The following is a 15,838-nucleotide window of genomic DNA, read 5'->3' on the forward strand; positions in this document are numbered from 1 at the left end:
TGGTCGGATTCAGCCCGCCCAGCCGTCGCCGGACAGCGACCCGCCGCCGGCGCGGCGTGAGCCGAGGTAGGACCCGACGACGGCGACGCCCAGGTCGTCGTTCTCGGGCGCGACGACCGAGCCGTCCACGCGTCGGGCCATCGCGTCGACGAACCGCGCGAGCCCCGGGTCGTCACCGAGCCGGAAGAACGTCGTCTGCGCGCCGAGCCGCCCGGCGTTCTCGAGCTCCCGCACCGTCAGCGCGATCGTCACCGGGTCCGGCGGGTACCCGAACCACACCTGGCCGTTCGGCTCGAGGTGCGACGTCGGTTCGCCGTCGGTCACGACGAGCAGCACGGGCTGCGCCGTCGGGTGCTTCCGGAAGTGCCGGTTCGCCAGGAGCAGTGCGTGGTGCAGGTTCGTGCCCTTGTCCCACTGCGCGTCGAGGCCGACGAGCTGTTCGACGTCCATGACCTCGGCCTCGCGCCCGAACGCGATGAGCTGCAGGTCGTCACCGCGGAACCTCGTGCTCACGAGCGTGTGCAGTGCGAGGGCGGTGCGCTTCATCGGGACCCAGCGGTCCTCCATCGCCATCGAGAACGACGTGTCGACGAGCAGCGCCACGCACGCCTGGGTCCGTGCCTCGGTCTCCTGCACCTCGACGTCGTCGATCGCCAGGCGGACCCCCGGGCCCGTCCGCCCGTCGGCGGCCGTCCGGACCAGCGCGTTGGTGATCGAGCGGGGCAGGTCCCACGGTTCGGTGTCACCGAAGGCCCACGGACGGGTCGCACCGGAGGGTTCGCCGGACGCGCCCGAGCGGCGGAGGTCACGAGCGCCCTGCCGGCCGGACATCCGCTCCGCCACGTCCTTGAGCAGGCTCTTGCCGAGCTGGCGCATCGCCTTCGGGGTCAGGCGGAGCTGCCCGTCCGTGCCGCGCTGCACCGCACCCGAGTTCCGCAGGGCCTGCTCCAACCGCTGCAGGGTCCTGGCGTCGACGGTGGCCTCGTCGCCGAGCTGGCGCTGCAGGGCGTCGAGGTCGAGGTCGGCGAGGTCGGAACCGGGGCCGGACTGCGCCAGCTGCTCGGCGAGGGCGTCGAGGTCCGCGATGTCCTGGAACACCCCGGTGCCGTCGCCGAGCCCGAGGCCCTGCTCACCGTCCATGCGCTCCGAGCCGCCCCAGTCCTCGCCGGGACGGAGCGCGCGGAGGTTGTCGTCGAGCTGCCCGAGCTGCCCCATCAGGTCCGGGGAACCGAAGGCCTGCTGCGCCAGGGCGTCGAGCTCGTCCCGCTGCTCCTGGGTCATCGAGTTGCGCATCCGCTGCGCGGCGGCGGCCCGGGCGGCGAGCTCGTCGAGCAGCTCCTCGACGTTCTGCGGCTGCGACGGGAAGTGCTGCCCGTGCTGCGCCATGAAGGCGTCGAACTGCTCCGGCGTGTCGGTGCCGCGGCGGTGGTCCTCGAGCAGCTGGTTGAGGTCCCGCATCATCTCGGACACGGCCGCGCGGTCGTCGTCGGTGGCGTTCTCGAGCGCCTGCTTCATGCCGGCGAAGCGCTGGTCGAGGACCTCGCGCCCGAGCAGGTCCTTGATCTCGTCGTACTGCTGCCGCGCCGTCGGACTCTTCCAGTCGTAGCCGTTCAGTTCCTGCACCGCACTCGCGGGCGACGGGGGCAGGCTGTCGAGCTGCATCTCGGCCAGGGCACGGTCGCCGTCGTCGAGGTCGACGTTCCGGGCGAGTTCGCCACGTTCGGCGAGCAGGGCTTCGTCCAGGAGCTCCTTGACCTGCTGCAGGGTGCCGTCGAGGTTGTTCCGGCTGGTGAGCTCACGCCGGCGTTCGGCGACGCGACGCATCAGGTCGTCGAGACCACGCTGGGTCTGGCCGCCGCGCCGCAGGAACTCGCGGAGGGCGCGTTCGGGCGAGGTGCCGCCCATGACGTCCTCGCCGATGGCGTCGAGGGCCTCGGACAGGTCGACCGGCGGGGCGAGCGGGTCCGGTCCGCCCTCGTACCTGCCGTAGCGGGCGTCGCGGGTCAGGCGACGGTTCTGCCGACTAGCCATAGACGGCCTCGCCGCCCCCCGACTCCTTGCTGATGCGTCGGGCGAGGAAGAGCCCCTCGAGCGCGAGCTCGATCGCGCCGGCTCGTTCGCCGTCGTCGGTCGCGCCGAGGCGCTCGCACACCTGGTCGTAGACGTCGGACTCGCCGACCGACGGCAGACCCTCGAGGAAGGTCCGCGCGCTGACCTGCTCGCCGGTGGTCACCATCGTGCCGCCGTCGAGCGCCTCGACGAGCACACCGAAGTCGATCCCGCGGAAGCGCGAGCGGACGGTCTCCGCCGTTGCGGTGCGGAGCAGGTGCTCGAGGACCTCGTCGGCGCGGTCCTCCTCTCCGTTCTCGAACTCGATCTTGCCGCCGAGGACGTCGACGGCGGTCTCGAGGTCGATCGGTCGGGCGACCGGGTGCTCCTCGCCCTGCCGCGCGGCACGGTGGACGGCCGCGGCCGAGATCGTCTCGGCACCGGCGATCGCGAAGCGGGCGCTGACGCCGCTGCGCTGGTCGACCGCGCTCGACTGCCGGAGCGCCCGCGTGAACCGGGCGAGGATCTCGATGAGCGCGTCGGGGACCTCGGCGGTGAGCTGCGCCTCCTGTCGGATGACGGCGACCTCGTCGGCGAGTTCGATCGGGTAGTGCGTGCGGATCTCGGCACCGAAACGGTCCTTGAGCGGCGTGATGATCCGACCGCGGTTCGTGTAGTCCTCCGGGTTCGCGCTCGCGACGACGAGCACGTCGAGGGGCAGGCGCAGCACGTAGCCGCGGATCTGGACGTCGCGCTCCTCCATCACGTTGAGCATCGCGACCTGGATGCGCTCGGCCAGGTCGGGCAGCTCGTTGATGGCGACGATGCCGCGGTGTCCGCGGGGGATGAGGCCGAAGTGGATGGTCTCGGGGTCGCCGAGGCTCCGCCCCTCGGCCACCTTCATCGGGTCGACGTCGCCGATCAGGTCGGCCACGCTGGTGTCCGGGGTGGCCAGCTTCTCGACGTAGCGCTCGTCACGGTGCCGCCACGCGATCGGCAGGGCGTCCCCGAGGTCCTCGGCACGTCGCTGGCTCGCCGTGGTGATCGGCTCGTACGGGTGCTCGCCGAGCTCCGAGCCGGCGATGACCGGGGTCCACTCGTCGAGCAGGCCCTGCATCGTGCGGAGCAGGCGGGTCTTGCCCTGCCCGCGCTCGCCGAGCAGGACGACGTCGTGCCCGGCGATGAGGGCGCGTTCGAGCTGGGGGACGACCGTGGTCTCGAACCCGTGCAGGCCGGGCCACGGGTCGCGGCCCTCGCGGAGGGCCTGGAGGAGGTTGTCGCGGATCTCGGCGCGGACCGACTTCTGGACGTGCCCAGCAGCGCGGAGCTCGCCGACCGTGTGGATGTCTGGTCGGGTCACGGTGCGCACGCTACGCCCGCGCACCGACAGGCGGACGGGAGGCGCGGGACCAGCCCGCCCCGCGCCTCCCGTCTGTCTCGTGCGCGCGTCCCGCGGGACGCAACGATGACGGTTCCGCGCAGCGGGATGTCGCTGCGAGGAACCGCTGCGGTTGCGTTCCGCGGGAGGGAACGCGTCAGCCGAACAGGCGCCGCGAGGCGATCTCCGCGCCCTCGACGAGCGCGCGGAGCTTGGCCCACGCGACGTCCGAGGCGACGAACTCGTAGCTCGCGAAGGTCGCGAGCCCGCAGTCCGTGCCGGCGACGATGCGGGTTGGGTCGCCCACGGCCTCGGCCGCCTCGACGATGCGGTTCGCGACGAGCTGCGGGTGCTCCAGGTAGTTCGTCGTCACGTCGATGACGCCCGGCACGAGCACCGCGTCGTCGGGCAGCGGCAGGTCGCGGAACGCCGGGAACTCGTGCGCGTGCCGCGGGTTGCCGAACGGGATGCTGAACGAGCCGACCTCGGCGCGGTAGAGGTGGGGGAGGAGCACGTCGACCGGGACGTCGTCCTGGTGCGGGCCCTGCCAGTTGCCGTAGCAGACGTGCAGCCGGGTCTGCTCCTTCGGGATGTTCCGCAGCGCGTGGTTGAGGGCGTCGACGTGCAGGTCCACGGCGTCGAGGAACACGTCCAGCGGCGCATCGCCGAAGTGGATCACCCGCTCCATCGCGAGGTCCGGTGCGTCGAGCTGGAGCACGTGCCCACGCGCGACGATCTCCTCGTACTCCACCCGCAGCTGTTCGGCCAGCGCGAAGACGTACTCCCGGTGGTCGCGGTAGTGCGGGTTCTCCTCGTCGAGGAGCAGCGTCGTCGCGACGATGCCCGGCGTCGCCGCGGAGAGGAAGGTCCCGGCCGGCGTGCGCCCGGCGGCGGCGTTGCGGGCGAGTTCGCGCGCGAAGCCGTCGAGGTCCTCGCGGATGCCGGCGCGCTCCTGGTCGTACTCGAGCAGGCCCTGGGCGACCGGGGTGTCCCAGACACGGGCGAACTCGGCGCCCTCGTCGATCTGCCGGGCCTGGAACGCCGCGTACCCCGGGAACTTCACGCTGTCGAGCGTGGGCTTGCGGTGCCCCGTCCCGCCGAACCCCGACAGGCGCTCGCGGATGTACGTGGAGAAGCCGACGCGGGGGACCTCCCCGTCGTTGACGACGTCGATCCCGGCGTCGAGCTGTGCGTCGACCGTGCGGGCGAGCACGGCGGCGGTCTCCTCGCGGAGGGCCTGCTCGTCGTACGGCTTCCCCTGGTCGCGGGCGACCAGCAGCGCGGTCAGCTCGGGGGTCCGGGGGAGGGAGCCCGTGTGCGTGGTGAGGATGCGGTCGGTCGAGTTCTGCAGCGGCACCCCGCCACGGTACCGACGCGACCGTCATCGGCGCGGAGACAGGTCATCCCGCGTCACGCGGATCGCGAGCGGACGCCGGACGGGAGGCACGGGGCGGGCCGGTACCGCGCCTCCCGTCTCCTATCCCACACGCGCCTGAATCTGTGAGGATGTAAAGCTGCAATGGGGCTGGGAACCCGCCTGAAATCTCCGGAGTACGGTCCGCACTCGTGAGCAGCACGACGAACGGGGCGATCAAGAGCCTGGTCCCCGCCAGGATGGACAGACTGCCGTGGACGAAGTTCCACTGGAGCGTGGTCGTGGGCCTCGGGGTGTCCTGGATCCTCGACGGGCTCGAGATCCAGATCGTCTCGAACGCCGGGTTCCAGGCGGACCTCGACCTGTCCACGCAGCAGGTGACGACCCTCGGCACCATCTACCTCTTCGGGCAGGTGATCGGCGCCCTGGTCTTCGGGCGCATGTCCGACCGGCTCGGCCGACGCAAGCTGTTCATCCTGACGCTCGCGATCTACCTGATCGGCTCGGGCATCGCCGGTCTCGCGCAGGACTTCTGGTTCCTGGCGGCCTTCCGGTTCGTCGCCGGGCTGGGCATCGGCGGTGAGTACGCGGCGATCAACTCGGCCATCGACGAGCTCATCCCGTCGAAGTACCGCGGGCACGTCGACATCGCGATCAACGGCACGTACTGGGGTGGTGCCGCCCTCGGCGCCTTCGCCAACATCTACCTGCTCGACACGTCGATCTTCGCCGAGGAGATCGGCTGGCGCATCGGGTTCTTCCTCGGCCCGGTGCTCGGCATCGTGATCATCTTCCTGCGGCGACACATCCCCGAGAGCCCGCGGTGGCTCATGACGCACGGGCGCGAGGAGGAGGCCGAGCGGACGGTGTCGGCGATCGAGGAGTCGGTCGAGAAGTCGACGGGGCACCGCCTGCCGGACGTCCCCGACTCGAAGGCGATGACGGTCACGCCGCTCGACAAGGTCGGCTTCCTGACGATCGCCAAGGTCCTGCTCAAGCAGTACCCCTCGCGCACCCTGGTCGGGGCGACGATGATGATCACCCAGGCCTTCCTCTACAACGCCATCTTCTTCACGTACGCCCTCGTGCTCACGAACTTCTTCGGCCTGGAGACGTCGGAGACGGCGGTGTACTTCTTCCCGTTCGCCATCGGCAACCTGCTCGGGCCGATCCTGCTCGGCCGGTTCTTCGACACCTGGGGCCGGCGGCAGATGATCTTCCTCACCTACCTGGTCTCGGGGCTCGTGCTCGCGACCTCGGCGTTCCTGTTCCGTGCGGACGCGATCAGCGCGACCGTGCAGGTCGTCTTCTGGTGCGTGTCCTTCTTCTTCGCCTCGGCCGGCGCCTCGAGTGCCTACCTGACCGTCAGCGAGATCTTCCCGCTCGAGCTCCGGTCGCAGGCGATCTCCTACTTCTTCGCCCTCGCGCAGATCTTCGGTGCGATCGCCCCGACGATCTACGGGGCGTTCATCGGTGACGGGTCGTCCCGCGATCCGTTGTTCTGGGGCTACCTGCTCGGGTCCGGGGTGATGATCATCGGCGGCGTCGTCGCCCTGGTGTTCGGCGTCGACGCGGCACGGAAGGGCCTCGAGGACATCACGCAACCGCTGTCCGTCCTCACCGACGCCACCAAGAAGTAAGATTTCGTATACGTAATGTTTCGTACCGAGACCCTCCCGCTGGGAGGGTCTCGGCATGGCACTCCTGCACATCCCGACCATGACCGGAACGGTCCACCGGTCGTCCGTTCCCGGAAGCCCCGGCGGTCACCGTGCGTGACCCTGGGTGGATGGATCGGACATCGTCCTCGGGGAGCGACCGGGTCCCCGACCCGAACGGCATCCGGCGCGGCCTGCTGCGCGACGCCGTCTTCCTGAAGCTGCTCGAGAACGTGCTGCGCGGCGTCTACCGCCGTGGGCAGCGGCTCCGGCTCGACGACATCGCGGAGGACATGCAGGTCTCCCGGACGCCCGTGCGGGAAGCCCTGGTCCCGCTCGAAGCGCTGCGGCTCGTGAGCGTGCAGCGGTACGTCGGGGTCGTCGTGGCCCAGTGGTCGGTCGGTCAGATGGTCGAGCGGCTGCGGGTCGCCCGAGCCATGATCGCCGACCCCGCCACCGGCGGGCCGGGCACGGGTGAGGCCTTCGATGCCCAGGTCCTCCGGTCCTGCCTGACCGAGGCCGGGGCACTCGTCGACGTCGGCGCCTGGTACCTCCGCCGGCGCGGGGCGACCGTGAGCGCGGACTGGCTCGCGGCGCAGCGGCCGGTGCTCGACACGTTCTTCACGGACGACGTCGCGGCGGCGAACGGCATCGACGCCGTCGTGGGGAGGCGCGCTCGGGTGCTGCAGGTCGAGCGAGCGGTGGCGGCAGCCGAGCTCGATCGGCTCGACGTGTGCGCGAGCGAACTCGTCGGGCTCGCGGAGGACCTGATCGCACTGCCGGACCGGTTCCGTTCCGCGGCGTGAGTGCGTGCACGCGGGTGGGGCACCCAGAGCGGGGGCGCGGACTGGGTCCGCGCCCCCTGGTCGGCCCCCTCAGAGCTCCTCGCGACCGGAGGCGGCGGGCTCTGCAGAAGGGGGGACGACGTCTGGTGCTGTGTCGCGACTACGGAGGACGAACTCCGGAACGTGATCGCCGCGTCCCGATGATGCTAGGCGTCGGGGTACGCGCCGACAACCCCTCGGCGTCCCCACTTCAGGGGACCGTCTGCCCTGACGGTCCGCATGTCGCGTCCCGTGGGCACGCGCGCCGACAGCGTGTCCGGTCGGCCCCGAGGTCGAGACGGCGCTCGTCCTCCTGTATGGTGGGGTCTGCGTTCGCGAGAGCGCACGGAGACGTCGCATAGTCAGGCCGAGTGCACCACCCTGCTAAGGTGGAGTCCCCTTTGAGGGGACCGAGGGTTCAAATCCCTCCGTCTCCGCACAGGACGAAACCCCCGCCGAAGCGGGGGTTTCGTCGTTCCGGCGCGGTGCCCACGGGGCCCGTGCCCACGCGGGCCGTGCCACGCGGGTGGCGCCCACGCCGCGGGTCAGACGGTGGCCGTGCTGCCCGTGCTCGCGCCGGCCTCGGTCGCAGCGGCCGTCGTCGACGCACCGGCGGACCGGTCCGACCGTCGCGCGGCACCGGCGGCCCCGAGCGTCAGCAGCACGGCGCCGAGGGTGATCGCGGCACCGGCCCAGAGCGGCGACGTGTACCCGAGCCCGGCGGCGATGGTGAGCCCACCGATCCACGCGCCGAGCGCGTTGCCGAGGTTGAACGCCGCGATGTTCGCCCCGCTCGCCAGGGTCGGGGCATGGTCTGCGTACCGCATGACCCGTGTCTGCAGGGCGGGGACGGTCGCGAACCCGAACGCTCCCATCAGCACGAGTGCGACGACCGTGAGCACGGCCGAGCTCGCCACCAGGGCGAACCCGACGAGCACGATCGTGAGGACCGCGAGCACGACGAGGAGCGTGCCGTCGATGGAGCGCGCCGCGGCCTTGCCCCCGACGATGTTGCCGACGAAGAGCCCGACGCCGAACACCACGAGGAGCCACGGCACCGTGCTCGCCGCGAACCCGGACACCGAGGTCAGTGTGTAGGCGATGTACGTGAACGCCCCGAACATCCCGCCGAAGCCGAGCACGGTGACCCCGAGCGACAGCCAGACCTGGCCGGACCGGAACGCACCGACCTCCCGGACGAGCGAGGGGGTCTCGGTGGTGCGGACCGCGGGGACGAGCAGGAGCACACCGACCAGGGCGACGACACCGATCGCGGCGATGGTCCAGAACGTGCTGCGCCACCCGAACGCCTGCCCGAGGAAGGTGCCGAACGGAACCCCGAGCACGTTCGACGCCGTCAGGCCGGTGAACATGAGCGCGACGGCGGACGCCTGCCGGCCGCGCTCGACCATGTTCGCCGCGACCACGGACCCGATACCGAAGAACGCCCCGTGGCAGAGCGCCGCGACGACCCGGCCGCTCATCATCACGCCGTAGCTCGGGGCGAGTGCGGAGAGCGTGTTCCCGACGATGAAGAGCACGAGCAGGCCGACGAGCACGGGCTTCCGCGGCAACCGGGTGGTCGCTGCGGTGAGGGCGAGCGCGCCGACCACTACCGACAGGGCGTAGCCGGTGACCAACCAGCCGGCGGTGGTCTCGGTGACCCCGAAGTCGGCTGCGACCTCGGGCAGGAGGCCGGTGATGACGAACTCGGTCAGGCCGATGCCGAAGCCCCCGAGGGCGAGGGCGATGAGTCCGGCGGGCATGGGGATCCTTCCGTTGTGCGGGGGAGGGGGCCCGCGTACGCTGGTAGTTGCACACGCGGGACATTGATCGTTGCACACGCGGGGTATCCGCGCAAGCAATGATCAGTCCGCCGACCCCGGGAGGCTTCATGTCCGTCGACGACACGTCCGTCGCCGTCCGCGCACACGGCTGGCGTACCCTCGCCGCCCTGCACGCGGCGATCGAGACCCGGCTCGAGCGCGCGCTCCGGGCCGTCGAGCTGTCGGTCGTCGAGTTCACCGTGCTCGACGCCCTGCGCCGACAGGACGGCTTCCACATGCGCATGCAGCAGCTCGCTCGCGCAGCCGCCCTCAGTCCGAGCGCCACCACCCGGCTCGTGAACCGGCTCGAGGAGCGTGCCCTGCTCACCCGGGTCCTCTGTGCGGACGACCGACGGGGGCTGTACACCGAGCTCACGCACGCCGGCCAGGCGCTGCTCGACGAAGCCGCACCGATCCACGCGGCGGCGCTCGAGGCCGCGCTCGCCGAGGCACGCGACGTCCCCGAGCTCGAGGAACTCGCCGAGGCCGTCGAGCGGCTCGAGCGCGTCCAGGCCTGACGATCCGGACGGGAGGCGCGGACCACCTCCGCCCCTCGGCTAGCGTTGGCGGGTGATCCGCTGGTCAGCACTCGCCGTCGCCGTCGTCCTCGCGTGCACCGCGCTCAGCGGGTGTGCCGTCGCGCCCCGGGCGTCCCGACCGGTGGTCGAGGCCTACGCCGAACCCGGGACCGCCGCCGCCCGGGTCCGCGCCGCGACCGAGCACGCCGCCACGATCGGGATCGACGGCGTCACCCTGACCGAGGACGGCTCCGGCCTCGAGCCCCTGCCCGACCAGGTCCGCTCGCTCGCCCGCACCGCACACCGTGGCGGCGCCGGGGCGGAGCTGCTCGTCAGCAACTTCTCCGAGTCCCTCGGGGACTTCTCGCCCGACACCGGCACGGCGCTCCTGGCCCACGCCGCCACCCGTCGCCACGTCGCACGCGAGCTCGCGGCACTCGCCGCGCGGAACCACCTGGACGGCGTGCAGATCGACCTCGAGTCCCTCCGCGCGCGGGACCGGGCCGGACTCGTCGCGTTCGCGGCGGCCCTCGAGTCGGCCGTGCACGACGAGCTCGGCGCGGAGGCACCCGTGACGATGGCGGTCATGGCATCCACCTCGGCGGCCGGTTTCCGCGAGACCGGGTACGACCTCCGCGCGCTCGCCGAGCACGTCGACCGGTTCGTGCTCATGACCTACGACCAGCACGGACCGTGGAGCAGGCCCGGGTCGGTGGGTTCGCTGCCGTGGGCGCAGCGGGTGGTCGCGGCGGCCGAGCGCGAGGGGCTCCCGGCAGACCGCATCGACCTCGGCATCGCCGGCTACGGGTACGTCTGGGGCGGACGGACCACCGGTCAGGTCTCGCCGGCGCGTGCTCGGGCGGTCGCCGGTCACGCAGCCCGGTGGTCCGAGCGGACGGGGGAGTGGAGCGCGACCCTCCCCGACGGCCGGGAGCTGCACTGGTCCGACGCCCGGTCCTACCGCGCGCGCGTCGCCCTGGCGCAGCGCCTCGGCCTGCACGGCGTCGCGCTCTGGTCGCTGACGACGCAGGCGCTGCCCGACTGACGGACGGCGCGACCGGGACGCGACGACCCGCGGACGGGAGGCGCGGTGCGGGCCCGCACCGCGCCTCCCGTCCGTCTGTCCGTCCGGGACCGGCGTGTGCCTTCCGGATGACCGGTGCCGCATCCTCCGGTGCCTGTCACCGCGCCGTTGTAGCATGCACGACACCTGTCCCGAGACGAGGAGGCCTGCGTGCCGGAGCCGACCGACCAAGCCTTCCCGATCGAACACGTGCGAGCGGTCGGCGACGACGTCGTGGCGGCCGTCTCCACCGTGGTGGACGGCAAGGTCGACGCGATCCGCACCGCCTTCACCGTGATGCTCGCCGAGGGGCACCTGCTCGTCGAGGACGTCCCCGGAGTCGGCAAGACCGTCCTCGCCAAGGCGCTCGGCGCCTCGGTCGGCGGCACCGTGAACCGCATCCAGTTCACCTCGGACATGCTGCCCTCCGACGTGACCGGCGTGAACATCTACGACCAGTCGTCCGGCACCTTCCGGTTCTCGCCCGGACCGGTGTTCGCGAACGTCGTCATCGGTGACGAGATCAACCGCACCAGCCCGAAGACCCAGTCGGCCCTGCTCGAGGCGATGGCCGAGGCGCAGGTCACGGTGGACGGCGTCACGCGGCCGCTCGAGTCGCCCTTCATGATCGTCGCCACGCAGAACCCGATCGACATGGAGGGGACGTACCCGCTGCCCGAGGCCCAGCGCGACCGCTTCATGGCGCGCATCGCGATGGGGTACCCGAGTGCCGACGCCGAACGCCAGATGCTCGCGGCGCGGGGGACCCACGACCCGCTCTCGTCGCTCCGCCCCATCGTCGACGTCCACACGCTGCGCGCCATCGTGCACGCGGTCCGCGGGGTGCACGTCGCGCCGGACGTCGAGGCGTACATCGTCGCGATCGTGCGGGCGACACGCTCGCACCCGGACCTCGTCCTGGGCGCCAGCCCCCGCGCGACCCTGCACCTGGCGCAGGCCGCCCGCGCGCACGCCGCGCTGCTCGGCCGCCCGTTCGTCACGCCGGACGACGTTGCGCAGCTCGCCCCGGTCATCCTCGCCCACCGACTCGTCCCGGTGGCCCGCGGCCTCGGGGGTGCTGCCGAGGACACCGCCCGCGACGTGGTGGTCCGGATCGTGTCCGACACCGCCGTGCCCTTCGCGGCGGCAGCCGTCCGGTCCTGATGTCCGACGGCGGAGGGCCCTCGACGCTCGCGCTGCGCGCCGGCGCTGTGCGGTCCTGGGCGCTCCGCTACGGCCGGCGCGGTGCGGGTCTGCTGCGGCGGACGCCGTTCCCGCGGCCGACCGCGCGCGGCTGGACCGCGCTCGGCTCGGGGATCGCGCTCGTCGGCGGCGGACTCGTCGCGACGACGAGCATCGCCGTGTCCGCCGGGCTGCTGCTCGTCGTCCTCCTCGTGCTCGGCGTGGTGATGGCGCTCGTCGTCGCCGCGCCGCTCCGGGCCACGCGCACGACGTCGCGGGCGGTGGTCCAGGTCGGTGAGGTGCACCGCGAGCGGATCACGCTGCGGGGCACCTCGTTGCCGATCGGACCGCGGACCACGCTGCTCGTGCGGGAACAGCTCGAGGACGCCTTCGCGAGCTTGTCCGACCCCGAGACCTACGTGCTCGTCGGTCCCCACGAACCGCCGGCCGTCCTCGAGGTCGAGGCACTCGCGATGCACCGCGGCCGCACGCTGGTCGGACCGGTCACGATCCGCGTCGAGGACCCGTTCGGCCTGCTGCGCATCGACCGTCCGGTCGTCGCGGCGGAGGAGGTCGTGGTCGTCCCCGCGTCGACCACCCTGGCGGCGATCGACACCGGGGCGCTGGCGGGCGCGGTGTCCGCCGACGAGGGTCGGGTCGGACAGGGCGGTTCCGCCGACGACAGCGAACTCCGCCCGTACCGGCAGGGCGACCCGATCCGCCGCGTGCACTGGGCGCAGAGCGCCCGCCGCGGGGAGCTGCACGTCCGGCAGACCACGCAGGCCCAGCCGCCCGAGGCGGTCATCGCGCTCGACGTCCGGCGCGAGTCGTACCAGGCGTTGGGTCGCGACGACCTCGCCGAGCTGAGCGACCTCGGCGGCGACGCCGCGTTCGAGCACGCGGTCGTGGTGGCCGCGAGCGTCGCACGGGCGCTCAGCGCGCGGACCTCGCGCGTCGTGCTCGTGAGCGACGTCGCCACGTCCGGCTCCCGCCACACCGGTGACGCCGGCAGCCTGACCGACGTGCTCGTGGGGCTCGCCGACGTCCGGGTCCGCTCCGACGCCCGTCCCGTGACCGAGGTGCTGCCCGAGGTCCACGGGCGCGACGTGCACGGGATGACCGCCGTCGTCACCGGCCGCTGCACCGCCGAGCAGGCCGCCGAGCTCGTCGCCGCCACGAGCGGGTCGAGCCGGGGCATCCTGGCGACCATCGTGCCGCCCGAACCGGTCGTGCGCGGGATCCTCGACCGCGCTGGGTGGCGGACCCTCGTGGTGCCCGTCCCCGGCGCGCAGAACCAGGGGAGCGCCCGGTGAGCGGCACCTCGACCACCGCCCGCGCCCACGGTCGCACCGACACCCCGTCCCCGGGAGCGGCCCGCTCCGCCGAGCGGCCGGACGCCCCGAGCCCGTGGGTCGTCGCGCTCGCACCGCTGCCCGTCCTGGTCGCCGCACTGGCGATGCGGCCGCTCGTGCAGGGCACCGCGTGGTGGGTCTCCGGCGTCGCCTTCGCGGCCGTCCTCGTCGCCGTCGTCCTGGCCGTCCGCCGCCGCGCACCCGGCGTGCGGTTCATCGCGCTCGTCACCACCCTCGTGGTCGGGTCCTGCGTGGCCGCGGTCGTGAACGACGTGCACCCGCTCGGCTGGCTCGACCGTGAGGGCGCGCTCGGCGAGGCCCTCGCGGCGATCCGGCTGAACCCGGCCCCGCTGCCGCAGACCGACGCCATCCGGCTCGTGATCACCATCGCCATCGGCTGGGTCGCCGGGGTGTCCCTCTTCCTGGCGGCGATCGCGCCGACCGTGGCGCTCGCCGCCGTGCCGGCGCTCGTGGTGCTCATCGTGCCCGGCGTGGTGACCGGCGAGCCGGCGTCCCCGGTGCTCGTCGTCCTGGTCGGCGTCGCCTTCCTCGGGTTGCTGTGGCTGTCGGTGCGCCCGGTCCAACGCGCGTTCCCGGCAGCGGTGGTCGGGGCGATCGGCCTCGTCGTCGCCGTGGGCCTGCCGGTGATCGTCCCGTTGAACGCGAGTTGGTTGTCGGGTGTCACCGGTGCGTTGCAGTCGCCGATCCAGCCCGGCAGGCCGGGCACGCTGCTCGAACTCGGTCGTGACCTCCGGCAGCCCAACGAGCTCGAGGTGCTGCGGTACCGCACGGCCGACGGCCAGCCGGAGTACCTGAAGCTCGCCGACCTCGACGAGTTCGGCAGCGGCGACTGGGTGCCGACGGTGACCGACGCGAGCACCTCCGACACGGCGGACCAGCAGCAGTGGGCGGTCGGCGTGAACCCGCGCCTGGCGAGCCGGGGCGACCTGACCGTGCGGATCACCGGCCTGTCCAGCAACTACCTGCCGGTGCCGGCGGGCGCGGTGTCGATCGAGTCGCAGTCGACCAACCTCGACCTGTCGCAGTGGCGCTGGATGGGCGACTCGAGCACCGTCCGCTCGACCGGTCCGTCGACGCAGCGTGGCTCCACCTACCAGGCCTTCGGCGCGTCGACGTCGTCGGGGGAGTACCTCGACGCCATCGCGGCGAGCGGCATCCTCGGACGCACCGACGGTCGGGGGTTCTCGACGCCGAGCGACGCGCAGCTCCGCACCGACCTGTCGCTGCCGGAGGACCTGCCGCGCGACATCCGTGCGGCGGCGCAACGGGTCGCCGGCGGCCTGCCGAACGACTACGCCAGGGCCCGGGCAGTCGAGCAGTGGTTCCGGAGCGACCTGTTCACCTACTCCGAGACGGCCCCCGTCGAGCAGGGGTACGACGGCGACAGCATGGACGTCATCGACACCTTCCTGAGCGTCCGCCAGGGGTACTGCGTGCACTTCGCGTCGTCGATGGCGGTGATGGCCCGCACCCTCGGGATCCCGTCCCGTGTCGCCGTCGGCTACCGGGCGAGCAGCGAGCAGACCGAGGACGGCGAGTACACGGTGTCGAACCGGCAGCTGCACTCGTGGCCGGAGCTGTACATCAAGGGCGCGGGATGGGTCTCCTTCGAGCCGACGCCGACCTCCGACGCCGCGGCACAGGCCGGCGAGTCGTCGGCGACCCCGGCCCCGGCGCCGTCCGGGACACCGCTGCCCGAGCCGGGCGAGAGCACGCCCGACGAGGCGACTCCCACCCCGACCCCGACGTCCTCGGCGACGACCGAGCCGGGGGCCGCCGCCTCCACCACGGCGTCGGGCCCCGGGGCCGCCGGGCTCGTGGTCGGACTGCTGCTCCTGCTCGCGGTGCTGGTCGCGCCGGGTGTGGTCCGAGCCCTGCGGCGACGGCGACGTCTCACCGCGATCCGTGCCGGACGGTCGCCCGCCCTGCACGCCTGGCGCGAGGTGCTCGACGACGTCGCGGACCACGGGTACGCCCCGGGTCTGGCACCGCCCGGTGACTCCGCCGCCGTGGCACGGACCGCCCGGGCGGTGCTCGGTCGGCTCGCGGGGACCGTGCCGGCGCCGGTGCTGCCGCACCTGACCGCAGTGGTCGACGCGGTCGACGTGGAGCGGTTCGCCGCGGACAGCACGGCAGCGGCGGACGCGGAGGCCCTGCGGCGGTCCGTCCTGGAGGCCCGGGCAGGCCTGGACGCATCCGTTCCCCGTGCTCGCGTGGTGCGGTCGCGGTGGTTCCCGCCGAGCCTGCTGCCGTCGTCCGCCTGGTCGCACGAGGGCCGGAAGCGGCGGCGACCGGCCTAGTCCCGGCGTCCGGGGTCGCGTGCGTCGGCGCCGACGGGGCCGAGGCCGTGCGGTGGTGCTCCCGACTGTCATCCCCGCACGTCGCCGGCGCGAGCGGTGCGGCGCCCGGTGCGTCCGACCGTCGGGACCTGCCGCGCCGCGCGCTGCGGTCGCGCGCGGCACCAGCGAAGCCCCCTGCTCCGTCCGCCCCGGTGGACCGGCACGTTCGGGTCGTGTCGGTGCGTCGGTGGACGGCGCTCGCCGGGTCGGTACCCGGCGGTGCCGATCGTACCGCTCGGCCGTGACGCTGCAC

At 72.9% G+C, this 15,838-nt stretch carries 11 protein-coding genes and 1 tRNA gene; 8 read left to right on the forward strand and 4 right to left on the reverse strand.

Features of this window, described 5'->3' with window-relative positions:
- Positions 1-9 precede the first annotated feature (9 nt).
- From DEJ23_RS05315 to DEJ23_RS05325, 3 genes are all read right to left on the reverse strand, one after another.
- Positions 10-2,031 carry a VWA domain-containing protein gene (locus tag DEJ23_RS05315; RefSeq protein WP_111239210.1) on the reverse strand — a complete coding sequence of 674 codons (2,022 nt, stop codon included), beginning with the start codon at positions 2,029-2,031 and terminating at the stop codon, positions 10-12.
- Positions 2,024-3,409: an AAA family ATPase gene (locus DEJ23_RS05320; protein ID WP_111239311.1), complete on the reverse strand. Its 1,386-nt coding sequence runs from the start codon at positions 3,407-3,409 to the stop codon at positions 2,024-2,026. Before DEJ23_RS05320 ends, DEJ23_RS05315 begins: the two co-directional genes overlap by 8 nt.
- Positions 3,410-3,584: 175 nt before the next feature.
- A complete protein-coding gene (locus DEJ23_RS05325) occupies positions 3,585-4,784 on the reverse strand; it encodes a cobalamin-independent methionine synthase II family protein (protein ID WP_258375262.1) in 1,200 nt (399 codons plus the stop codon).
- A 209-nt stretch (positions 4,785-4,993) separates the two neighbouring features.
- Between DEJ23_RS05325 and DEJ23_RS05330 the strand changes: the two genes are divergently transcribed.
- The 3 genes from DEJ23_RS05330 to DEJ23_RS05340 all read left to right on the forward strand — a co-directional run bounded on the left by DEJ23_RS05330 (position 4,994) and on the right by DEJ23_RS05340 (position 7,721).
- Positions 4,994-6,442, forward strand: coding sequence for an MFS transporter (locus DEJ23_RS05330; RefSeq protein ID WP_309147074.1), 1,449 nt, complete (start codon positions 4,994-4,996; stop codon positions 6,440-6,442).
- A gap of 149 nt (positions 6,443-6,591) precedes the next feature.
- Positions 6,592-7,266, forward strand: a complete 675-nt coding sequence (locus DEJ23_RS05335; protein WP_111239211.1) for a GntR family transcriptional regulator — start codon at positions 6,592-6,594, stop codon at positions 7,264-7,266.
- A 365-nt stretch (positions 7,267-7,631) separates the two neighbouring features.
- A tRNA-Ser gene (locus DEJ23_RS05340) sits at positions 7,632-7,721 on the forward strand.
- Between the two features lie 108 nt (positions 7,722-7,829).
- Here the strand turns inward: DEJ23_RS05340 and DEJ23_RS05345 are convergent.
- Positions 7,830-9,050 (reverse strand): MFS transporter, encoded by a 1,221-nt coding sequence (locus DEJ23_RS05345; protein ID WP_111239212.1) that lies wholly within the window; start codon positions 9,048-9,050, stop codon positions 7,830-7,832.
- A gap of 128 nt (positions 9,051-9,178) precedes the next feature.
- On the opposite strand from DEJ23_RS05345, the gene DEJ23_RS05350 reads away from it, so the two are divergent.
- The 5 genes from DEJ23_RS05350 (at position 9,179) to DEJ23_RS15360 (ending at position 15,546) form a co-directional block, all read left to right on the forward strand.
- Positions 9,179-9,628 (forward strand): MarR family winged helix-turn-helix transcriptional regulator, encoded by a 450-nt coding sequence (locus tag DEJ23_RS05350; RefSeq protein WP_111239314.1) that lies wholly within the window; start codon positions 9,179-9,181, stop codon positions 9,626-9,628.
- 52 nt (positions 9,629-9,680) lie between these two features.
- Positions 9,681-10,673 (forward strand): glycosyl hydrolase family 18 protein, encoded by a 993-nt coding sequence (locus DEJ23_RS05355; RefSeq protein ID WP_111239213.1) that lies wholly within the window; start codon positions 9,681-9,683, stop codon positions 10,671-10,673.
- 189 nt (positions 10,674-10,862) lie between these two features.
- On the forward strand, positions 10,863-11,855 hold the full coding sequence (locus DEJ23_RS05360) for a MoxR family ATPase (protein ID WP_111239214.1): 993 nt from the start codon (positions 10,863-10,865) through the stop codon (positions 11,853-11,855).
- A complete protein-coding gene (locus DEJ23_RS05365) occupies positions 11,855-13,186 on the forward strand; it encodes a DUF58 domain-containing protein (RefSeq protein ID WP_111239215.1) in 1,332 nt (443 codons plus the stop codon). Before DEJ23_RS05360 ends, DEJ23_RS05365 begins: the two co-directional genes overlap by 1 nt.
- A complete protein-coding gene (locus DEJ23_RS15360) occupies positions 13,183-15,546 on the forward strand; it encodes a DUF3488 and transglutaminase-like domain-containing protein (protein ID WP_146240198.1) in 2,364 nt (787 codons plus the stop codon). The genes DEJ23_RS05365 and DEJ23_RS15360 overlap by 4 nt, the downstream gene beginning before the upstream one ends.
- Positions 15,547-15,838 lie beyond the last annotated feature (292 nt).

The organism is Curtobacterium sp. MCSS17_008 (assembly GCF_003234185.1).
Taxonomy (GTDB): Bacteria; Actinomycetota; Actinomycetes; order Actinomycetales; family Microbacteriaceae; genus Curtobacterium.

Coding starts and splice junctions, on each gene's coding strand:
- DEJ23_RS05315 (WP_111239210.1), bottom strand. CDS start 2,031: ATGGCTAGTCGGCAGAACCGTCGCCTGACCCGCGACGCCCGCTACGGC.
- DEJ23_RS05335 (WP_111239211.1), top strand. CDS start 6,592: ATGGATCGGACATCGTCCTCGGGGAGCGACCGGGTCCCCGACCCGAAC.
- DEJ23_RS05345 (WP_111239212.1), bottom strand. CDS start 9,050: ATGCCCGCCGGACTCATCGCCCTCGCCCTCGGGGGCTTCGGCATCGGC.
- DEJ23_RS05350 (WP_111239314.1), top strand. CDS start 9,179: ATGTCCGTCGACGACACGTCCGTCGCCGTCCGCGCACACGGCTGGCGT.
- DEJ23_RS05365 (WP_111239215.1), top strand. CDS start 11,855: ATGTCCGACGGCGGAGGGCCCTCGACGCTCGCGCTGCGCGCCGGCGCT.